This window comes from Lacinutrix iliipiscaria, assembly GCF_042686125.1.
In the GTDB taxonomy this organism is placed as follows: Bacteria; Bacteroidota; Bacteroidia; order Flavobacteriales; family Flavobacteriaceae; genus Oceanihabitans; species Oceanihabitans iliipiscarium.
Genome location: NZ_JBHUOV010000001.1, coordinates 363,096 through 382,159, shown reverse-complemented (window position 1 = coordinate 382,159; position 19,064 = coordinate 363,096). Strand labels below are relative to the sequence as shown.

The 19,064-nt window shown below is 31.6% G+C and carries 24 protein-coding genes; 4 read left to right on the top strand and 20 right to left on the bottom strand.

Annotation, left to right across the window (positions count from 1 at the left end; genetic code table 11):
* Positions 1 to 17: 17 nt before the first annotated feature.
* The gene (locus ACFS5M_RS01645; RefSeq protein WP_183484860.1) at positions 18 to 449 is read left to right on the top strand and encodes a tellurite resistance TerB family protein; all 432 of its coding nucleotides are present in this window, start codon (positions 18 to 20) and stop codon (positions 447 to 449) included.
* A 50-nt stretch (positions 450 to 499) separates the two neighbouring features.
* Here ACFS5M_RS01645 and ACFS5M_RS01640 read toward each other — a convergent pair whose 3' ends face one another.
* From ACFS5M_RS01640 to fbp, 5 genes are all read right to left on the bottom strand, one after another.
* On the bottom strand, positions 500 to 2,020 hold the full coding sequence (locus ACFS5M_RS01640; protein ID WP_183484857.1) for an ATP-binding response regulator: 1,521 nt from the start codon (positions 2,018 to 2,020) through the stop codon (positions 500 to 502).
* Between the two features lie 13 nt (positions 2,021 to 2,033).
* Positions 2,034 to 2,522, bottom strand: coding sequence for a Rab family GTPase (locus ACFS5M_RS01635; RefSeq protein ID WP_183484854.1), 489 nt, complete (start codon positions 2,520 to 2,522; stop codon positions 2,034 to 2,036).
* Positions 2,509 to 3,327: a cell envelope biogenesis protein OmpA gene (locus ACFS5M_RS01630; RefSeq protein WP_183484851.1), complete on the bottom strand. Its 819-nt coding sequence runs from the start codon at positions 3,325 to 3,327 to the stop codon at positions 2,509 to 2,511. Before ACFS5M_RS01630 ends, ACFS5M_RS01635 begins: the two co-directional genes overlap by 14 nt.
* A 17-nt stretch (positions 3,328 to 3,344) precedes the next feature.
* The gene (locus ACFS5M_RS01625; RefSeq protein ID WP_183484848.1) at positions 3,345 to 3,704 is read right to left on the bottom strand and encodes a fructose 1,6-bisphosphatase; all 360 of its coding nucleotides are present in this window, start codon (positions 3,702 to 3,704) and stop codon (positions 3,345 to 3,347) included.
* A 61-nt stretch (positions 3,705 to 3,765) separates the two neighbouring features.
* The gene (gene fbp / locus ACFS5M_RS01620; RefSeq protein WP_183484846.1) at positions 3,766 to 4,770 is read right to left on the bottom strand and encodes a class 1 fructose-bisphosphatase; all 1,005 of its coding nucleotides are present in this window, start codon (positions 4,768 to 4,770) and stop codon (positions 3,766 to 3,768) included.
* 118 nt (positions 4,771 to 4,888) lie between these two features.
* Here fbp and ACFS5M_RS01615 point away from each other — a divergent pair, with 118 nt between their 5' ends.
* Genes ACFS5M_RS01615 through ACFS5M_RS01605 form a run of 3 tightly spaced genes read left to right on the top strand, consistent with a single transcriptional unit; the run spans position 4,889 to position 8,468 of the window.
* The gene (locus ACFS5M_RS01615) at positions 4,889 to 5,368 is read left to right on the top strand and encodes a GNAT family N-acetyltransferase (RefSeq protein ID WP_183484843.1); all 480 of its coding nucleotides are present in this window, start codon (positions 4,889 to 4,891) and stop codon (positions 5,366 to 5,368) included.
* Positions 5,365 to 6,615 carry an aspartate kinase gene (locus ACFS5M_RS01610; RefSeq protein ID WP_183484840.1) on the top strand — a complete coding sequence of 417 codons (1,251 nt, stop codon included), beginning with the start codon at positions 5,365 to 5,367 and terminating at the stop codon, positions 6,613 to 6,615. Before ACFS5M_RS01615 ends, ACFS5M_RS01610 begins: the two co-directional genes overlap by 4 nt.
* Before the next feature lie 38 nt (positions 6,616 to 6,653).
* On the top strand, positions 6,654 to 8,468 hold the full coding sequence (locus ACFS5M_RS01605) for a GNAT family N-acyltransferase (protein WP_183484837.1): 1,815 nt from the start codon (positions 6,654 to 6,656) through the stop codon (positions 8,466 to 8,468).
* Positions 8,469 to 8,556: 88 nt separating this feature from the next.
* On the opposite strand, the gene ACFS5M_RS01600 is transcribed toward ACFS5M_RS01605, so the two are convergent.
* From ACFS5M_RS01600 to ACFS5M_RS01530, 15 genes are all read right to left on the bottom strand, one after another.
* Positions 8,557 to 9,066 carry a DUF6428 family protein gene (locus tag ACFS5M_RS01600; RefSeq protein ID WP_183484834.1) on the bottom strand — a complete coding sequence of 170 codons (510 nt, stop codon included), beginning with the start codon at positions 9,064 to 9,066 and terminating at the stop codon, positions 8,557 to 8,559.
* 49 nt (positions 9,067 to 9,115) lie between these two features.
* The gene (locus tag ACFS5M_RS01595) at positions 9,116 to 9,442 is read right to left on the bottom strand and encodes an ArsR/SmtB family transcription factor (RefSeq protein ID WP_183484831.1); all 327 of its coding nucleotides are present in this window, start codon (positions 9,440 to 9,442) and stop codon (positions 9,116 to 9,118) included.
* A gap of 107 nt (positions 9,443 to 9,549) precedes the next feature.
* Entirely contained in the window at positions 9,550 to 10,029 is a 480-nt protein-coding gene (locus ACFS5M_RS01590; protein WP_183484828.1) for a YtxH domain-containing protein, read from the bottom strand.
* A 90-nt stretch (positions 10,030 to 10,119) separates the two neighbouring features.
* Complete coding sequence (locus ACFS5M_RS01585; protein WP_183484825.1) at positions 10,120 to 10,620, bottom strand: hypothetical protein; 501 nt, start codon at positions 10,618 to 10,620, stop codon at positions 10,120 to 10,122.
* Between the two features lie 49 nt (positions 10,621 to 10,669).
* Positions 10,670 to 11,056, bottom strand: a complete 387-nt coding sequence (locus ACFS5M_RS01580; protein ID WP_183484822.1) for a VOC family protein — start codon at positions 11,054 to 11,056, stop codon at positions 10,670 to 10,672.
* Positions 11,057 to 11,081: 25 nt separating this feature from the next.
* Positions 11,082 to 11,453 carry a VOC family protein gene (locus tag ACFS5M_RS01575; RefSeq protein ID WP_183484819.1) on the bottom strand — a complete coding sequence of 124 codons (372 nt, stop codon included), beginning with the start codon at positions 11,451 to 11,453 and terminating at the stop codon, positions 11,082 to 11,084.
* Between the two features lie 4 nt (positions 11,454 to 11,457).
* The gene (locus ACFS5M_RS01570) at positions 11,458 to 11,913 is read right to left on the bottom strand and encodes a DUF1801 domain-containing protein (RefSeq protein WP_183484815.1); all 456 of its coding nucleotides are present in this window, start codon (positions 11,911 to 11,913) and stop codon (positions 11,458 to 11,460) included.
* A 13-nt stretch (positions 11,914 to 11,926) separates the two neighbouring features.
* Complete coding sequence (locus tag ACFS5M_RS01565) at positions 11,927 to 12,433, bottom strand: DUF4199 domain-containing protein (protein WP_183484812.1); 507 nt, start codon at positions 12,431 to 12,433, stop codon at positions 11,927 to 11,929.
* A 185-nt stretch (positions 12,434 to 12,618) separates the two neighbouring features.
* Positions 12,619 to 13,029, bottom strand: coding sequence for a response regulator transcription factor (locus ACFS5M_RS01560; protein WP_183484809.1), 411 nt, complete (start codon positions 13,027 to 13,029; stop codon positions 12,619 to 12,621).
* A gap of 9 nt (positions 13,030 to 13,038) precedes the next feature.
* The gene (locus ACFS5M_RS01555) at positions 13,039 to 13,974 is read right to left on the bottom strand and encodes a 2-hydroxyacid dehydrogenase (RefSeq protein ID WP_183484806.1); all 936 of its coding nucleotides are present in this window, start codon (positions 13,972 to 13,974) and stop codon (positions 13,039 to 13,041) included.
* 115 nt (positions 13,975 to 14,089) lie between these two features.
* Positions 14,090 to 15,460: a magnesium transporter gene (gene mgtE, locus ACFS5M_RS01550; protein ID WP_221267538.1), complete on the bottom strand. Its 1,371-nt coding sequence runs from the start codon at positions 15,458 to 15,460 to the stop codon at positions 14,090 to 14,092.
* 3 nt (positions 15,461 to 15,463) lie between these two features.
* Entirely contained in the window at positions 15,464 to 16,258 is a 795-nt protein-coding gene (gene rsmA, locus ACFS5M_RS01545) for a 16S rRNA (adenine(1518)-N(6)/adenine(1519)-N(6))-dimethyltransferase RsmA (RefSeq protein WP_183484803.1), read from the bottom strand.
* Between the two features lie 50 nt (positions 16,259 to 16,308).
* A complete protein-coding gene (locus tag ACFS5M_RS01540; protein WP_183484800.1) occupies positions 16,309 to 16,632 on the bottom strand; it encodes a DUF4286 family protein in 324 nt (107 codons plus the stop codon).
* Positions 16,633 to 16,680: 48 nt separating this feature from the next.
* The gene (locus ACFS5M_RS01535; RefSeq protein ID WP_183484797.1) at positions 16,681 to 17,193 is read right to left on the bottom strand and encodes a GNAT family N-acetyltransferase; all 513 of its coding nucleotides are present in this window, start codon (positions 17,191 to 17,193) and stop codon (positions 16,681 to 16,683) included.
* Positions 17,194 to 17,251: 58 nt separating this feature from the next.
* Positions 17,252 to 19,027: a tetratricopeptide repeat protein gene (locus ACFS5M_RS01530; protein ID WP_183484794.1), complete on the bottom strand. Its 1,776-nt coding sequence runs from the start codon at positions 19,025 to 19,027 to the stop codon at positions 17,252 to 17,254.
* Positions 19,028 to 19,064: the final 37 nt, after the last annotated feature.

Below are 19,064 nucleotides of genomic sequence, written 5' to 3'. Positions count from 1 at the left end.
ACAAAAAATAATATAATATGTCAATTTCAGATTTATTCGATAGTGGATTTAAAAAGCGTAATGAAGATCATTTTGCAGCAATTGTAAGAGTTGCTATGGATGATGGTGTGATATCAGAAGATGAAAAAGCCTTTTTAGATCGTTTGGCTAGAAATTTAGATATAAGCGAGTCCGATTATAAAAGCATTTTAAAGGATTACGCGTCTCACCCAATTAATCCTCCAACCTCATATGATGTGCGTTTAGAACGTTTATATGATTTGGCAAGAATGGTTTATGTTGACCATATAAAAGGCGAACATGAAGAGGTTGTACTGCGTAAAATTGCAGTTGGTTTAGGGTTTTCTGCAGTCAATGTAAAGTATATAGTAGATAAGGCTTTAACTTTAATTAGTAATGGCGCAGATTTAGATACGTTTACTGAAGCCATTAAGCAAATGAACAAATAATACGAGTTTTGAAGTATAAAAAAGACGGACTTATTTAAGTTCGTCTTTTTTTATTTTAGATACTTATTGATAGTTTTTAATAAGCTTTTTTCATCGAAAGGCTTAGCGATAACAGCATTAATCTTTGCTTTTTTATAGCGTTTTAAATCTTCTGGAAAGACTTTTCCTGTTAAGGCAATAATAGGAATTTTTTTATGCTCCCTTTCAGGAAGTTGTCTAATTTTTAGAGCTAATTCGTCTCCAGAAGTTGTTGGAAGATTAATGTCCATTAAGATTAAATCTACATTTTGATTTTCAATAGTTGGAATAACATCTGCAGGATCTGAAACAATATCTAAGTAAAAATGACCTTTACTGGCTAGAATTTTAAGAACAGAAAGCTGTGTAATTTCTGAATGTTCAACTAATAGGATATTGTGCTTTTTTGTAGCTGTAGTTTCCTCTTGCTCTGGACTGTTTTTTAAGGCACTTTTCTTAATAGAATGCTCTATTTTAAAACTAATATTTAGGGCAAAAGTGGTGCCTTTATTAAACTCACTATCAACAGATATATTACCACTCATTAGCTCAACCAAATTCTTAACAATAGACAAACCTAAGCCTGTGCCTTTATGGTGTTGCTCCTCATTTAATTGCGTAAAACTGTCAAAAATAGTATTTAGATTTTCGTTTTCAATACCAATTCCTGTGTCTGATATTTCAAAATGAATATTGGCTTTATTCGCTCTAACTTGGTTTAAAGAAACATTAAGAGCAATAGTTCCTTTAGGCGTGTATTTTAATGCGTTGTCAAGTAAGTTTCGAAGTATTTGTTTTAATCTGAACTGATCTCCAATAAGGTGTTCGGGTAATTTTGAACCTAAATGGCTTTCAAAGGCTAGTCCTTTTTGTTGGGCTTTTATTTTGAATGAAAAAATAACTTCATTAAGAAAATCTTTAAAGTTAAAAGGCTCTTCTATTAAATTAAGTTTACCAGCTTCAATTTTAGAAATGTCTAATATGTCTTCAATCATATGTCTTAAATGATTTGAAGACGTATTAATAATATTGACGTAGTCTTTTTGTTCTGAGTTTAAATTCGTTTTACTTAAAATATCCACAAACGTACTTATACCAGAAAGCGGTTCTCTAATTTCATGACTAAAATTAGCAATGAAACGATTTTTAAATTCTTCTTTTTCTTTTAAATAGTTGTTTTTTAATTCAAGAACTTGTGAATTAATCACAGATTCATTTCTTATCTGAGCTGTGAGTTGATAATTATTGTAATGTGTCGTTAAATCTTGAATAATTATTAATGAAGCCTTTTTTTCATCAAAGGTTTTAAACGTGATATCTGCAATGATGGTTTGCTCGTTTATATTTAAATGAATACACGAAAAGAGAAACTCTTGGTTTGTCGTTTTAAGTAAAGGATGGATGCTTTCAAAAAATGGATGTAAACGAGTAATGTTTTGTTTTATAATACTTGAATAAAAAACATCGTCAGACTCAAGGACAGTTCCTTTTTGATCAATAGTGATATATTGAATAATGGCCTTTTTATGAGTTTTTTTGTACTCTTCAAGCATTGCCTGTGAATTATTAAATTAGGTCTTTAGCTAAAGTAGAAAAAAGTTCTTCAACTTTAGTCCCAGTTTTAGCACTTGTATAAAAATCGACAAAGGGCTTAAAAAACGCGCTGTTTTGCTTAATAAAGCTTTGTGTTACCATGTCAGTTTTGTTGCCAACGACTTTAATAGGAATGTTAGGATGGTTTGTTTTAATGTAATTCAAATCGTTTTCTAATTGCTCATAAGTTGTAGGACGAGTTAAATCAAAAACATAAATAAAACCACTAGTGCCTAGTAAATAAGAAGGCCTTGTATTAGTGATATCATCATTGCCTTCTAAATCCCAAATAATAAGAGAGACTTGTTCGTTATTAGAAATTTCGACTTCTTTTTTGAAAATATGAACGCCAATAGTTACTTTATAATGGTCGGTAAAAGTGTTTTCTACAAAGCGTCTAATTAGTGAGGATTTTCCAACACCAAAATGACCTAATAAAACAATTTTTTTAGAGGTATTCATTAGTGAAATAGGCTTTTAATTTTTCGGTTAAAGATTTTGAATTGCTTAAATCTGTTTTATTGATTATGTTTTGCGCAAAATCTAATAATTTATCTTCTAGTACATTCTTATCATTAGCATTAAATATGCCAGAAATCACTACAGCAATATAATATGAAGAAAAATTTTGAATATGAATGCTATAGGTTTCATATTCAATGAGTTCTAAATCCTGATTTTTTTCATTAAATGCATCTTCAACAAAGCTCTTAATTGCTGTTAGCATTCCAGCAACCATATCTTCTTCAATGGTATTTGTTTTTGAATAGGTTGAAACCAATAAACCAGATCCTTTTTCTATAACCATAAACTGTTCAAGTTTAGGTTTTAGTTGGTCTTGTAAAATTAAATCGGCTTCACTAACACCATAAGTTTTAGCTTTAAATTTTCGTTTAAAACTTTTAAATGAAAAGGTGTTGTTTATTTGAGAGTTAATTTTTTCAGATAACAATTTAAATTCATTTTGGATGTATTTTTTTATCATTCTCCCTAAAATAGGGTACAAGGCTTCAACGACTGCATCTTGTGAGTTTTTAATTTCATTTTTTAAAGCCTCAGTGATTGTAGGACCTAAAGTATCAGGAATTTCTTTAATAAATTCATTTAATTTTTCCTCAATTATAGGATCAACTTTTTCAGATAAGTTAGGCTGTTGATTTATTGTGTCTTCGAGAATTTTAATTTTTTCATGAATAGAAGAGGCATACTCGCGCTCATCTGTGAGTAAGATGTCTTTAAGTATTTTAAGTTTATCTTCCTGATTCATAAGTTTTGTAATTTAAATTACTTACTTATTTTTTCACCAAGATTCATTAATAATTCACCAAGTAGTTTTCGGTCTAATTTCTTTTCATCAAGACGATCTGTTTTATCGTTGAGAGTGTTTTCAAGATCAGTAATTCTAATATTAATGTCTGTGCTTAAATTATCAATATTTTGAAGTAATTCTTTTCTGATCTCATCAATTAAATTCTCGAGTTCTTGTTTTTTTGAAAGGATATCACTTTTAACAGCTTCAAACTCAGTTTCATAAGCTTGAATGTTTTCTCCAAAAATGAGTTGTTTGATAGCATCTATTTTTGAGGATGCATCTGTAGTTTGGATGATTTTTTCTTTTGATGTTGTTGATTTGTTTTTTGCCATTGTTTTTCAGTTAATGCAGAACTACAAAAATAATAAAAAATATAGGCTTAAACTATTATTGTTAAGGCTTTTGCATGAATTCTTCAGCTTTTTCTACCATATTTTTGCTGCCACAGAAAAAAGGCACACGTTGATGAAGTTCTGTTGGCTGAATATCTAAAATTCTTTGAAAGCCATTACTGGCTTTTCCATTAGCTTGTTCAGCAAGATAAGCCATAGGATTACATTCGTATAGTAGACGTAATTTTCCATCAGATTTTTTAGAACTTTTAGGATACATATAAATTCCTCCTTTAATCATGTTTCTGTGAAAATCTGAAACTAATGAACCAATATATCTACTAGTATAAGGCCTGTCGCCTTCTTCCATTTGGCAATACTTTATATAGTTTTTTACACCTTGAGGAAAATGAATATAGTTCCCTTCATTTACCGAATAAATTTTACCATCTTCTGGAAATTGCATGTTTGGATGTGACAAATAAAAGGTGCCAATAGCTGGGTTTAAGGTAAATCCATTTACACCATCTCCAGTGCTGTAAACAATCATGGTTGAAGTGCCATAAATAATATAACCAGCAGCGACTTGTTGGCTTCCTTTTTGTAAAAAATCATCCATAGTAACTGGAGTTCCTACAGGAGTTACACGTCTATAAATTGAAAAAATAGTACCAACAGAAACATTTACATCAATATTTGAAGAGCCATCTAAAGGATCAATTAAAACAATGTATTTGTTTTGATTGTTTTCATCTTGACTGTTAATTGCAACAAAATGATCTTCTTCTTCACTAGCAATACCACAAACAATATTTCTTTTAGTCATGGTTTGTATAAACTTTTCGTTAGCATAAACATCTAACTTTTGCTGGTCTTCACCTTGAATATTTGTATCTCCAGCTGCACCAATAATATCTACCAAGCCTGCTTTATTCACTTCATGGTTAACTACTTTTGCTGCTAATCGAATGGAGTTTATAAGCCTAGATAATTCACCAGAGGTGTATTTAAAAGAAGATTGGTTTTCAATAATAAATTCACCTAAAGTTTGGTTTTTTCTAGACATTATAACTTGCAATTGATTTTTACAAATATCGTATTTTTTGTTAAATTATCTTGTTTTCGTATAAGTTTAATAGATTTAAATAATTGGCTTTAGTTATATTTGGTAGCAAATTATAGATATGAACTTTTTAATTCGTGAAGCAACAAAAAATGATGCAGGACAAATTCTAGATTTAATTAAAGAATTAGCAGATTTTGAAAAAGAACCTCATGAAGTTGAAGTGACAGTTAATGATTTACAAAAAGACGGATTTAATACACAACCAGCCTTTAAATGTTTTGTGGCTGAAAATGAAAATGATATAGTAGGAATGGCTTTGGTTTATAATAGGTATTCTACTTGGAAAGGTAAAATTTTACACTTAGAAGATTTAATTGTAAGTGAAAAATTTAGAGGACAAGGTTTAGGAACGTTGTTGTTAAATCAAGTTGTAAAGTATGGACATGCACTTGGTGTAAAACGAATTAATTGGGAAGTTATTGATTGGAATGAACCTGCAATTGCTTTTTATGAAAAGAAAGGAGCAAAAGTACTTCGTGATTGGGATGTTGTGCAATTAAGCGAACAAGGAATTAAAGATTATTTATCAAAAATATGAAGGTATTTAAGTTTGGTGGAGCTTCAGTTAAAGATGCAAATGGCATCAAAAAACTAGTTCAAACGCTAAAGAAAGTAGGCTATAAAAACACGTTAGTAGTCGTTTCTGCAATGGGAAAAACGACCAATGCCATTGAAAATATTATTGACAAATATTTTAATAATAAGGAAGAATTGCAAAGCGCTATTCAAGACGTCAAGAAATTTCATAATGCGATTTTAATTGATCTATTTGAAAATGAAAATCACAATGTTTATCATCAAGTCGCAAAAATATTCTCCGAATTAGACGTGTTTTTAAGTAAAAATAAATCGCCAGATTATAATTTTGTTTACGATCAAACTATAGGATATGGCGAGTTAGTTTCTACAACTATTATTAGTGCCTACTTAGATTATGTTGGATTAAAAAACAACTGGTTAGATGTAAGAGATTATATTAAAACCGATAATTATTACAGGCGCGCAAATGTTAATTGGGAAACGACTCAAAAGCTCATAACCTCTCAATTAGATACTAAGGTTTTAAATATTACACAAGGCTTCATTGGAAGTGATGCCAATAACTTTGTAACTACATTAGGCAGAGAAGGAAGCGATTACACGGCTGCTATTTTTGCCTATTGTTTAAATGCTGAAAGTGTTACGATTTGGAAAGATGTTCCAGGGGTTTTAAATGCAGATCCACGCTATTTTGAGAATCCGCAATTACTTCACAAGATCTCTTATCGTGAAGCTATTGAGTTGGCTTTTTATGGTGCTTCTGTTATACATCCAAAAACCCTACAGCCACTTCAACGCAAGGAAATTCCGTTATATGTTAAGTCTTTTTTAAATCCCGAAGCTAGTGGCACAGAAGTTAGTAAAGGTGTTGGACTAGAACCTCATGTTCCTTGTTTTATTGTGAAGAAAAATCAAGTACTAATTTCACTATCCTCATTAGATTTCTCTTATATTGTAGAAGAGAATATTAGCGAAATTTTTAGCTTATTACATTTATATAAAATGAAAGTCGATGTGATTCAAAACTCTGCTATAAGTTTTTCAGTATGTGTTGATAATATTTACAATAACCTTGATAAACTATTACAACACTTAAAAGCAAAATTTAGAGTCACTTATAATGAAAATGTATCCTTATATACAATTAGGCATTATAATGATAGCGCAATCAGGCAATTAGAACAAGATAAAACAGTACTTTTAAAGCAATTAACACAAGCAACAGTTCAAATCGTTGTCAAATAAACATTTATTACATTTGTATTCCTAAAAACTAATTATAGATGAGTCTAGTAACAGCCAAAGAAGTCTCAAAAGCAATCCATGCAGATAAGTATGGGTTTCTAGGCACATTTTTTGGATGGATGCTCATGAAAGTCCTAAAAATCTCTACATTAAATAGGATTTATAGCAGAAATAAGCATTTAAAAGACTTGGAGTTTTTAGAAGCTATTTTAGGCGAATTCAAAATAAAATTTGAAATACCAGAAGAAGATTTAAAACGCTTACCTAAAGAAGGCGCTTATATTACGATTTCTAACCATCCACTTGGAGGGATTGATGGAATTTTACTTTTAAAATTGATGCTAGAGCAAAGGCAAGATTTTAAAATTATAGCCAATTTTTTACTACATCGTATTGAACCTATGAAACCTTACATTATGCCTGTTAACCCTTTTGAAGATAGAAAGGATGTCAAGTCTAGTGTTGCAGGTTTTAAAAATGCCATTATGCATTTGCGTGAAGGCCATCCTCTTGGTGTTTTTCCTGCAGGTGAAGTATCAACTTATAAAGATGGCAAGTTAGTTGTTGATAAACCTTGGGAAGAGACAGCAATTAAGCTCATAAAAAAAGCTGAAGTGCCTATAGTTCCTATTTATTTTCATGCTAAAAATTCTAAATTGTTTTATAAATTATCTAGAATAAGCGACACCTTTAGAACCGCTAAATTACCTTCAGAACTCTTAACTCAAAAGCGAAGAACGATAAAAGTAAGAATTGGTCGACCTATTAGTGTCAATGATCAAAAAGAACATGAAACTATTGATGGTTTTTCAGAATTCTTAAGGCGAAAAACGTATATGCTTTCTCATGCTTTTGAAGACAAGCCAAAAATTTTAGACAACCTTACAAACACTTTAAAGACACCACCTAAACCTCCCAAAAGTATAGCTACACCTGGAAATACGCAGACTATGATTAAGGAGGTTGAAGCTCTGCGTCAAGATGATTTTAGACTCTTAATAAGTAAAAATTACGAAGTCTTTTTAACACCTGCTGATAAGATTCCAAACATACTGCATGAAATTGGTCGATTAAGAGAGATTACTTTTAGAGAGGTAGGAGAAGGGACCAATGAAGCTATCGATTTAGATCATTTTGATAATTATTATCACCACATGTTTCTCTGGGATACTGATACAAATCAAATTGCTGGCGCTTATAGAATGGGTCTGGGTTCAAAAATATTCACACAATATGGTATAGACGGATTTTATCTTCAAGATTTATTCAGATTTGAACCTGAGCTTCACAAAATGATGAGCCAGTCTATAGAAATGGGTCGCGCGTTTATCATTAAAAGCTATCAGCAAAAACCGATGCCTTTGTTTTTACTTTGGAAAGGGATTGTACATACAACTCTGCGTTATCCAGAGCATAAATTTTTAATTGGAGGCGTAAGTATTAGTAATCAGTTTTCTAATTTTTCTAAATCGCTTATGATTGAGTTTATGAAATCACATTACTACGATCCTTATGTGGCTCAATATGTACACCCAAAAAAGGAATTTAAGGTAAAGCTAAAAGATGCTGATAAAGACTTTGTGTTTGATGAGGCTGAAGCGGATTTAAATAAATTCGATAAGATTATTGATGAAGTCGAACCAGGCGCATTACGCCTTCCTGTCTTACTTAAAAAATATATTAAGCAGAATGCAAAGCTAGTTGCTTTTAATGTTGATCCAATGTTTAATAATGCTGTTGACGGATTGATGTATATTAAAATCGCCGACTTACCCGAAAGCACAGTACGTCCAGTAATGGAAGAGTTTCAAGCCGAATTAGAACGTAAGTTTTCTAATGAAGAAAGTGAGTAAATCCTTAAGATAAATACGTTTCGACAAAAGATTTACAAGAGTCTTTAATTTCATTTTTTGTTGTAAAGGGTTTTAATTACACTTTATCTTAACAACAACTACTTTCTGGTGAGCAGCAAGCCTCAGCTTTTTCTACTATTTTTTCAGCAGTATTAATGATAGCTTCAGGAACACCACAAATCTCTTTTGCTTTACAGTCAGTTTTTTCAATGGCTAACCTAATGATTAAGTTATTGCCTTGTATTTCATAATCATTAACAAATAGTTGTGCAGTATGAAAATTGGAATTACTATACTCAATTTTAATTTCAGCATCTTTAACAAAAGCTTTCATTTTTGCAACCTTGTTTAAAATACCTTGGGCTTTAAGAACAGACATGTAGTCTGTCTTTCCTTTTTCTAAAGGACTTTCCCAAAGCTGAACAATGGTTTCCTTCCAAGAGTCAGTTTGCGCACCACAATCAACAGAGTCAACCGTAATATGTTTGACTTCTGTAATATGATAATTTGCACCTACATAACTCCCTGGAGTATATTCAAATAATAATGATTTGTTAGAATGTCCTGCTAATAGGTTTAAAAATTCTTGAGTTTTCATAGTTATTATGTTTTAGATCTGAGAGAATGAATATAATACGCCTTTGACTTTAGCAACAATTGATTTGTGTTTTTACAAAAAAGTCATTTATAATACGTCTGCACTCATTAAGTTTTTCGGCATTAATGGAGTACCCTAAGCTTTTTCCTTTGGCAGTTTGATTGAGGAGTCCAATTTTTTTGATTTCACTTAGGTGTTGAGAAATCGTTGGTTGTGCCAGTCCAATTTCATTTACAATATCATTACAGATGCATCCAGAATCACAACAGCTTATATATCTAATAATTGCAACACGTGCTGGATGACTAAATACTTTTGCGACTTTAGCTAAATAGTTAACGTCTGCATCATGAATATTAAATTTTGATGTTCCCATAAGGTGTAGTTTTGATGTAAATATACAACAATATAGTAATATTGCAATATTACGATTATATATTTTAAAATAAAACCAGAATGTGTTTTTCTGGCTTTATAAATGTTTTAAAGTGATTTAAACCAATCTTGAAAATATTGACCTAAAACTGGTGTTAGTTTTTTCTCACCACTTAAAGAGCCAATTAAACTTATAATCCAAAGAACTACGAATACTAAGGAAATTATCCAACCAATAGCTGGAATAAAACTAAGAATTAAACTACATAAACCTAAGCCTAGCATTTGTCTTATATAAAAAGACCCTAACTCAGTTTTCTTATCACCACTATTCATTACTAGTGCAATAACCCAACCAATAATAGTGATATGAGCAATTATTGCTACATTTTTCCCGTCACTTAATATTTCTTTTGCGTCGCCAGCAAATTCACTAGCAGCTTCTTTTGCTTCATTGGCAAAATCTTTAGCCTTTTCTTTGGCTTCTTCGGCAAATTCTCCAGCTTTATCTGCTGCCTTTTTTGCACCTTCTTTTGCACTTCCTAGCATATCATCTAGGTCATCGCTTAAACTTTTTTCGTCTGACATATTTTTAGTGTGTTAAATAAGTTGATATCTAAATTTAATAAAAAAAAGCTAGATTCTCATCTAGCTTTAATTAAACCTTTCAAACACTATTTATTTAGACTTAAATATTCTTTGAAAAAAACCTTTTGTTTTGTCTTTTGCTTCGGTTAGTGTTTCTTTTGCATCTTCGGTAAGTTCATCTAGTTTTTCACCTGCTGCTTCGGTAAATTCACTAGCTTTATTTTTCGCCTGATTGTACATTTCTTTGCCTTCTCCATCAATAAACTCTTTGGCTTTTTCTTTTGCATTAGAAAGCACTTCTTTAGTGTCTTCGGCTAATTCGTTAACCTTTTCTTTAGTATTATCTAAGATTTCTTTGCCATCATTTTCTATAAACGTCGTTACTTTTTCTTTAGCACTATTTAAGACTTCTTTTGCATCATCTGCTAATTCTTCTATTTTCTCACTAGCTTCATCTGCAAATTTTGATGCTTTGTCTTTTAAAGTATTAGCTTTATCTGAAACCGAATGAGCAGAAGTATTAATAGTTGTTTCTGTATTATCGATAGAGTCGTTAATATTTTCCTCTATATTTTTATTTTCTTCAGACATATGAATTGTTTATATTATAAGTAGTGGATTGTACAAAAAAGTTACAGCATTATAAAAATGCACGATCAACAGGTTCCCAAAGTTCAATTTTATTACCATCGTGATCTAAAATCCATCCAAACTTACCATATTCAAATTCTTGCATTTCTCCAACTATGGTCACTCCTTCTTCTTTTAAAGCTTCTAAAAGTTCCACTAAATTTTCAACACGATAATTAAACATGAAGTCTTTTTTTGAAGGCTCAAAGTACTTAGTGTCATCGGCAAAAGGACTCCATTGTGTAGAGCAATCTTTACCTTCTTTATCTTTCCACCAGAAGGTACAACCATAATCATCTGTGTTTAACCCTAAGTGTTTTTTGTACCAATCTTTAGAAGCTTTTGGGTCTTTGGTTTTAAAGAATAACCCTCCAATTCCTGTAACGCGTTTTTTCATTTTTTTACTAATTATTTAATTTAAGTTATACATGTTGATCGACAAGAATCATATTGCCATCAGGATCAAGAACCATAAAACTAGCTGGACCAGAAGTATTTTCATCTGCTTCACTAACGAGTTTTATGTTTTTATTTTTCAGAGATTTTTGAATATCTCTAACATCATCAAAAGTTTTTAACGTCTTAGCGTTTTCATCCCAACCAGGATTAAAGGTGAGTATATTATTTTCAAACATACCTTGAAATAACCCAATAAGCGCATTGCCATTTTTCATGATGAGGTAATTTTTTTCAATATCTCCAGCAAAAACTATAAACCCTAGTGATTCATAAAATGCTTTTGAAGCATGTATATCTTTTACACTTAAACTTGACGAGAAAGCACCTAATTTCATAAGCTTATTTTTTTAAATTTTTTTCATATAAATCTATCCATTCGTTGGCATCCATTTTTGCAGTAAGTTCTGCGATTAAATCATATGGAATATCGTCTAATTTTTTAAAGCGAATACAGCTTTTTCCCATATCTAGCTTATACTTACAGTGCTTAGGATATTCTGATGTGAACCAATCAAGAATCTCTTTATTAGCATACATTCCCATGTGATACACTGCTATGAAATTTTTCTGAGATGCGATATTCATGAAAGGTAAAGGCAGTTTTGTGTCACAATGATATCCATTTGGATAAACAGAATGAGGAACATAATAACCAATCATATTATAATTCATACCTTCTTCAAAACCTTTTGGAAGGTTTTTATTTATGATGGTTCTTAACTTAATCATTGGCGCTTTACGCTCTTCAGGTAACTGCTTGATGTACTCGTCTGGCGAGTCTGCTTTATATTGCATATGTGTTTTTTAATTATTTACGTTGAAGGATTAATCCAGATATTAATGAGATAATTAAACCTAGAATCATGACTGAAGCAAACATCATAAAAGCCATAAAACTCGGACTTCCATAATCTTTCATTTGTTGTCTAAGTGCTGCACTTTGAATTTTGACTTCTTCCGCTGTTAAAGAGGTTTCCATTTTTTTTATAGAATATTCTAAATACTCATCTGCAAAATCTGGATTTATTTGAGAGGTGTATATATAATCAAAGAAAGCAACTCCAATTGCTGAGAATAAAGCAATAAGCATTCCAATAGCTATAGCTTTTCCTAAAGACACTTTTCCTTCATTAACCTTGTCGCGATAGTGTTTTATGCCGAAGTAAACGAATAGTAACGATAATACCATTGAGGTATATCCAATGAGTTCACCATAATCAAAATCAACTCCCATTCCTAAAAAGAAAGGCAATCCGAATAATATAAACCCACTTAATAAGGCATAAATACCATACTTTAAAACTGTACTTTTCATGTTTTATTTTTTAATAATTTATAGTTCAAAAGTAGGAGTAAATTCAATTTTAGGCCTCATACTAAAGTACTAAATGCGTCATACTTTAGTCTAAAAGTAATAAAAATTAAAGAGTTTTAGGTTTCGAAGGTCTTTGGCTAATAATCTCATGTGTAACTTAAATTTTTATAGAACACCTTAATTATTTAAATGATTTGTAATGATTTTGCAATCTGTACAGCTTGTGTACGTCTTTTGGCGTTTAGTTTTACAAGTAGGTTCGAAACATGTGTCTTTATAGTGCTTTCAGACAGAAATAGGAGGTCAGCGATTTCTTTATTTGATAATCCTTCTGAAATTTTTTGAAGGACTTCATATTCCCTTGTAGTAAGTTCAAGTTCAGCAATTTTTTTGTGATTAATTTCTGTTGAAGGCAAAGGTGTTTTTTGCAATGTTTTTTTGTTGATATAAATGCCAATAAAAAAAAAGACCATTGCAATGACAGCAATTATGAACTCTGTTTTTAAGTTGCTTGATATTAAGGCATATTTACTAAACTGAAAAAGTAATAGTAAAGACAGAATAAGTAACCCAAAAACCAATATCGTTTTTTTCATTTGTGAAAGTTAACAAAATTTCGATTTAATTTTATCGACAATGGTTTGTGCTAATTTTTCTTTGCTTTCAATAGTCCAACCAGCAACATGAGGCGTAATGATAACGTTTTTAGAATGAATTAAATGCTGAAAATCTTCTGGAATCTCAGTAGAAAATAAATTTTCAAAAGATGTTTTTTCATATTCTAAAACGTCTAATCCAGCACCTAAAATTTTACCAGATTGTAATGCGGAAACTAAATCTTTAGTCACTACACTTTTACCACGTGCTGTATTAATAAGCCAAAAGGGTTTTGTAAAATGATTGATAAAATTTTCATTAACCATATTAATTGTTGATGGTGTTTCTGGTGTGTGTAGGCTTAAAACATCTGCTTTTCTTTGAAGTTCTTCTAAGCTTACTTGTGTACAATTTTCGTCACCAACATTAGGTTTAATATCGTAGCCTAACACTTCTACATCAAAACCACGTAGTTTTTTTGCAAAGGCTTTTCCCATGTTTCCGTACCCAATAAGCCCAACTGTTTTTCCATCAAGTTCAATACCTCGATTGTCTTCACGCAACCATTTTCCGTGACGCACTTCTGTATTGGCTTTGTTAAGTTTATTAAACAGAGCCAACAGCAAGGCTAAACTATGTTCGCCAACAGCATTTCTATTGCCTTCTGGAGCAGAAATTAAATGCACGCCTTTTTGTAACGCATAATCACAATCGATATTCTCTAATCCTGCACCAACACGACCAATAAATTTAAGACGTGTTGCATGGTCTAGAAATGTTTTGTCGATTGTAAAACGACTTCTTAGGACAATGCCGTCATAGTCATGAATTTTAGCTTCAATAGCTTTTTTTGAAGCGGTATAATCTTCATGATTTGTAAACCCTAAATCTTGAAGTTGATTTATGAGTAATGGATGATTTGTATCGAGATGAAGAATTTTCATAAGTAAAGTATGACTTTGGCTGGTAAATTTACGAAGTTTTGCGTTAAGGATTGAGCATTTGTTGGAGCTCCTTGAAAAGAGCGACTTGCGAAAGCCTGACCTGAAAGGGAACGCCCTAAATATTAAGAATTAATTTAGCAATCCAGAAGTAAATAAGAATACCAAAAATATCGTTGCTTGTGGTAATAAAGGGTCCAGTAGCAATTGCAGGATCGATACCACGTTTATCTAAAAATAATGGGATGAATGTACCAATAAGGCCAGCGACAATAATAACAGCAACTAAGGACGCTGAAATGGCTAAAGCAGTTTGCATATCGTTTTTATAAATCCACACAAACAGAAAGAGGAATAATGCTAAAATAACACCGTTTAAAGCCGCAAGAAACATTTCTTTTATTAAGCGTTTGTTGACACTTCCTTTGACATCATCATTAGCCAAACCTTGTACAATAATTGCACTAGATTGTACACCTACGTTTCCTGCCATGGCTGCGATTAATGGTGTGAAAAAGAACAATTCTGCATATTTTTCGAAAACACCTTGAAAGCCTTCCATAATTAAAAACGCACCAACACCACCAACAAGACCTAAAAACAACCAAGGTAAGCGTGCTCTGGTTAGTTGCACAATGCTATCGTCGGCTTCGACGTCTTGTGTAATACCTGCGGCAAGTTGATAATCTTTTTCGGCTTCTTCTTTAATGACATCGACAATGTCGTCAATGGTAATTCGGCCTAAAAGGATTTGATTATCATCAACGACAGGAATGGCTTCCAAGTCGTATTTTTGCATGACTTTAGCAACTTCTTCTGCATCTTCATTTACATTGACAAAATCGACATTATCTTTGGCGATATCTGCTATTTTTTGTTCGCTTTTTGCAGTAATTAAATCTTTTAGAGATAATCTTCCAATTAACTTATCTTCTTTATCGACAACATAGATAGAGTGTACTCTTGTGACATCTTTAGCTTGTCCGCGAATTCTTCTCATACAACCAGCAACAGTCCATGTTTCATAAACTTTCACTAATTCTTTAGCCATGAGTCCACCAGCAGTATCTTCATCGTAGGCTAAGAGTTCTTGAATTTCGGCTTTATGTTCTTGATCTTCAATTTGAGAAATGACATCTTCTTGGCGATCTTCAGGTAATTCAGCAATCATATCTGCTGCATCATCTGTGTCTAATTCTTCAATTTCTTCAGCAATTTCTTTAGAGGAAAGGTTTTTAAGTACATTTTCTCGAATATCTTCATCAAGTTCCATTAAGATATCTGAAGTGGTTTCAGAATCTAAAAGCTTAATGATATAAACGGCTTCTTCTAAATCGAGTTCGTCAAGAATTTCGGCAATATCAGCGTGATGAAAGTCCAACATTAAAGCACGTAGTTCCTTGTCGTTATTTTCGACAATAAGTTGTTGTACTTGTTCGATTAACTCATTGGTGAGCTCAAATTGGATGTTTTCTTTTTCTTCTACCAAACTCTATTCGTCTTTTAAATCGTTTTCAATACTTGTTGTTAGTTCTATAAACTGTTCTACACTTAATTGTTCTGGACGTTTGCCAAAGATAACATCTTCTCTTAAATTATTTGATAAATTGAGTGTTTTTAAGCTATTCCGAAGTGTTTTTCGGCGTTGTTGAAAAGCTGTTTTGACAACTTTAAACAATAATTTTTCATCGCAAGGCAAGGTATAATCCTTTTTTCTGGTTAAACGAAGGACGCCAGAATCTACTTTTGGAGGTGGATTGAATACGTTTGGAGGCACAGTAAATAAATATTCAGCATCATAAAATGCTTGAGTTAAAACGGAAAGAATCCCATAAACTTTTGAGCCTTCTTTAGAGCAAATACGAGCAGCTACTTCCTTTTGAAACATGCCAGAAAACTCAGGAATTTGGTGACGCATTTCTAAGGTTTTAAAAACGATTTGTGTAGAAATATTATAAGGGAAATTACCAATAATAGCAAAAGGTTCACCTTTAAACGTTTCGTTTAAGTCGTATTTTAAAAAGTCTTTTTCAATAATTCTTGGGGCTAAATTAAGATAATTAGATTGAAGATATTCTACAGATTCTCTGTCAATTTCTATGACATGTGTTGTGATTTTTTTTTCTAATAAATACTTCGTTAATACACCCATTCCTGGCCCAATTTCTAAAACGGTTTTGTAGCCATTAAGCGTTAGAGTTTCTGCTATTTTTTGAGCGATGCTTTCATCGTTTAAAAAATGCTGACCTAAGAATTTTTTTGCTTTTACTTGATGTTGATTTTCCACGCTTAGAATGTTGTCGTCCTTAATACCTTATGCTTAAGAAGTCATTGTTTTTATGTAAAATTTACTGAATATTCATCCACGATTTGAAGTTCGGTTCTAAAAGCGAGCATTTTATCTGCAAACTTTTTTAGTCCTTCAGCTTTAAGCTTTTCGGCATCTTCTTTATAATAAGCATCTAAGGCTTCGCGTGAATAAGATCTGTATTGCACAGAATAGGTATGACCTCCTAATTCTTCTTCAACTAAAACTTTTGTTAGTGTTGCTTTTTCAAATTTACCAGTTCCTAAAACTTGAGGAATGTGTTCTTTTATCCAAACTAACCATTCGTTATGAATGCTGTCGTCTATATTTATAGTTACGTTGTAAATAATCATCTTATAGTGTTTTATAAACTCTGTAGTATATACAGAAAATAAATATGGTTATAACCTTTTTGCAAATAACAGGAGTTCTTTATCATCTTCAAAGGGTTTTACCTTTTTTTGATAAGATAAGCCTAATTTTTCTAATAAATGAATAGAGGGCTTATTGGTTGGTAATGTAATTGCTAAAACCGTTTCTAGTTTAAAGTCTTCTTTGGCTAACTTTAAAATAGCAAGTGCTGACTCATAACCATAACCTTTGCCTTCGTATGCTGGGAGTAAAGCAAAGCCAATATCGGCATGATCTAAGGTGTCACGTTTAATGAGTCCGCAAGTCCCAATCGTCTTATTATTTTCTTCTTTTAATTGTAATTTATAAAACCCAAAACCATAGGTGTTATAACTTTTTAAATGGCCTTCTTTTATACGTTGTTTTGCCTGTTCAATAGTTTTAATGTTTCGATCGCCAATATACTTAATCCAATGTGGTGTGTTTACCAATTCTAAAAAGAAAGCCGCATCATAAAGTGTGAATTTAGAAATGATAAGTCTATGAGTTTCTGCTACAATCATTTTAAAGTTTGGTGTTGAGTTTTTTTGGCAAGCTCTAAAAGGTGATTTGGGTTATTGATTAATTAATGGCGTCGCCACGAAGCATTCTGTATTTTTTTCTAGCATCGACAAAGTAAATAGAATCTTGGTAGTTGAAGATGATTTCTTCATAAAATTCTTTAGCTTTTTCAGGTTGAGCTAAATGATTTAGGTAAAGTTCAGCCAATGCAAATAAGGTATCATCTGCTAAAATATCCTCTTTAAAATCAGTAATTATTTGAATGTAATTAGCTTCAGCCTTTAGGTACTGTTTTTTGCTTTCAAAAAGTTGAGCTTGCTTGTATAGCGCTTGGTCTATAATTGTTTCGCTTTTATGAGCTTCAAGAACACGATTTAGAAGCTGAATAGCCTCATCAGGTTTATTTTGAAAAGCGAGCAAATCTGCTTTGGCATATAGTTTTAATGCAGTTTGTGTAGAGTCTTCATATTTATTGTCCGAAATTAAAAGCTTTAAGTCTAAAGCATCATTAGCGATGAGTTGTGATGTAGATGATTTTAAAATTTTTAATTGAGATTCTGCCCATTTAAAATCACCTTTATAATAACTCGTTTTTGCAACTTTAAAGCGTGCCTCTTGAGACAGCGTACTGTTTTTTAGATTTCGTTGAATTTGAGTATAGTAAATTAAGGCTTCATTAAACTTTTCTTGAAAAACTAAGATGTCACCCAATTCTAACTTGACTTGTGAAGATTGATAATCACTTAATTGTAGGTTTAAGCTTTCTTTTAAAAAACGAGTCGCTTGTTCTGTATCATGTAAATTAAAAGCTAAGAAATGTCCATAAGCTATTTGTAGTTTTATGGTTCGAGGATGTTTCCCATAGGTATCTAAAAGGCTTAAGTATTTTTTATTTATGGTTTGGTAATCTTTTTCAAGCGCTTCACTAGTTTCTATTTTGAGAATATTATAGTGTGCTTCTAAAGTAATCTCTGGGTCTTGAGCTATTTCAATAATATAATTAAAAATGTCTTTAGCCACAGCATTCTGTTTTTCTTGAACAGCAATTAACGCTAAGCTTTCAATGCGATCAAGACTTTCAGGCAACCTTTTAAACATCGCTTTTTCTTGAGCAAATGCTTTATAATATTCTTTTTGCTGAATGAATAACCAACTCAATAAATCATTGAATAATAAATTTGGAGCGACTTGAATCTTTTTAAGTAATACTTTTTTTAAGATAAGATTATTAGGGTTCTCTTTGTCTTCACTTACAAATTCATTTAAAGCATTTTTAATCGTACTTGCATAATTGGGATTGGTTTCAATAAAATTGATATAACTTGAAAACATTTTTTCTATATCACCTTGTTCACCATAAATTCTCGCTAGTTGAATATTAAAATTGTATGAGGGTTTAAGCACCATTGCTTTTTCATAAACAAGGACAGCTTTATCTAAGAGCGAGTATTCTTCAAACGCGCGACCAACAGAGAACGCAAAATTTACTTTTAAGTCCACAGCCTCTATTGCTTTAGTGTAATTTAAGTTGGCATTAATAGTGTCGTTTTTAAGCTGATAATTGTATCCCAACTCTACTAATAACGCAGGGTATTCCATTTTAGAAATTTGATGAAGTAATAAATCTTGCGCAACATCTAATTGTTCCATTTGCTGATAGGTACGAACTAATTGTACCAAGTAGATGTAATTAGTCGGACTTTTATCATGTAGTTTTTGATACAGTAATTGAGCCTTTTCAAATTCACCCTTTTTATAATATTCTTTTGCAACGATATCCTCTTGCGCAACAGTGCTAAGACAGTATAGAAAACAAAATATATAAATAAGCTTCATGATAAAGGCCTTGATGTTTAATAAAAGATACTCAACT

What these genes read in the sequence shown, in the direction of transcription:
- ACFS5M_RS01535 (WP_183484797.1), bottom strand. Translation starts at nt 17,193, where the DNA reads ATGATTGTAGCAGAAACTCATAGACTTATCATTTCTAAATTCACACTT.
- ACFS5M_RS01555 (WP_183484806.1), bottom strand. Translation starts at nt 13,974, where the DNA reads ATGAAAATTCTTCATCTCGATACAAATCATCCATTACTCATAAATCAA.
- ACFS5M_RS01580 (WP_183484822.1), bottom strand. Translation starts at nt 11,056, where the DNA reads ATGAAAAAACGCGTTACAGGAATTGGAGGGTTATTCTTTAAAACCAAA.
- ACFS5M_RS01590 (WP_183484828.1), bottom strand. Translation starts at nt 10,029, where the DNA reads ATGTCAGACGAAAAAAGTTTAAGCGATGACCTAGATGATATGCTAGGA.
- ACFS5M_RS01560 (WP_183484809.1), bottom strand. Translation starts at nt 13,029, where the DNA reads ATGAAAAAAACGATATTGGTTTTTGGGTTACTTATTCTGTCTTTACTA.
- ACFS5M_RS01645 (WP_183484860.1), top strand. Translation starts at nt 18, where the DNA reads ATGTCAATTTCAGATTTATTCGATAGTGGATTTAAAAAGCGTAATGAA.
- ACFS5M_RS01640 (WP_183484857.1), bottom strand. Translation starts at nt 2,020, where the DNA reads ATGCTTGAAGAGTACAAAAAAACTCATAAAAAGGCCATTATTCAATAT.
- ACFS5M_RS01530 (WP_183484794.1), bottom strand. Translation starts at nt 19,027, where the DNA reads ATGAAGCTTATTTATATATTTTGTTTTCTATACTGTCTTAGCACTGTT.
- ACFS5M_RS01605 (WP_183484837.1), top strand. Translation starts at nt 6,654, where the DNA reads ATGAGTCTAGTAACAGCCAAAGAAGTCTCAAAAGCAATCCATGCAGAT.
- ACFS5M_RS01600 (WP_183484834.1), bottom strand. Translation starts at nt 9,066, where the DNA reads ATGAAAACTCAAGAATTTTTAAACCTATTAGCAGGACATTCTAACAAA.
- ACFS5M_RS01615 (WP_183484843.1), top strand. Translation starts at nt 4,889, where the DNA reads ATGAACTTTTTAATTCGTGAAGCAACAAAAAATGATGCAGGACAAATT.
- ACFS5M_RS01625 (WP_183484848.1), bottom strand. Translation starts at nt 3,704, where the DNA reads ATGGCAAAAAACAAATCAACAACATCAAAAGAAAAAATCATCCAAACT.
- ACFS5M_RS01575 (WP_183484819.1), bottom strand. Translation starts at nt 11,453, where the DNA reads ATGAAATTAGGTGCTTTCTCGTCAAGTTTAAGTGTAAAAGATATACAT.
- ACFS5M_RS01630 (WP_183484851.1), bottom strand. Translation starts at nt 3,327, where the DNA reads ATGAATCAGGAAGATAAACTTAAAATACTTAAAGACATCTTACTCACA.
- ACFS5M_RS01570 (WP_183484815.1), bottom strand. Translation starts at nt 11,913, where the DNA reads ATGCAATATAAAGCAGACTCGCCAGACGAGTACATCAAGCAGTTACCT.
- fbp (WP_183484846.1), bottom strand. Translation starts at nt 4,770, where the DNA reads ATGTCTAGAAAAAACCAAACTTTAGGTGAATTTATTATTGAAAACCAA.
- ACFS5M_RS01610 (WP_183484840.1), top strand. Translation starts at nt 5,365, where the DNA reads ATGAAGGTATTTAAGTTTGGTGGAGCTTCAGTTAAAGATGCAAATGGC.
- ACFS5M_RS01565 (WP_183484812.1), bottom strand. Translation starts at nt 12,433, where the DNA reads ATGAAAAGTACAGTTTTAAAGTATGGTATTTATGCCTTATTAAGTGGG.
- ACFS5M_RS01540 (WP_183484800.1), bottom strand. Translation starts at nt 16,632, where the DNA reads ATGATTATTTACAACGTAACTATAAATATAGACGACAGCATTCATAAC.
- ACFS5M_RS01585 (WP_183484825.1), bottom strand. Translation starts at nt 10,620, where the DNA reads ATGTCTGAAGAAAATAAAAATATAGAGGAAAATATTAACGACTCTATC.
- ACFS5M_RS01635 (WP_183484854.1), bottom strand. Translation starts at nt 2,522, where the DNA reads ATGAATACCTCTAAAAAAATTGTTTTATTAGGTCATTTTGGTGTTGGA.
- ACFS5M_RS01595 (WP_183484831.1), bottom strand. Translation starts at nt 9,442, where the DNA reads ATGGGAACATCAAAATTTAATATTCATGATGCAGACGTTAACTATTTA.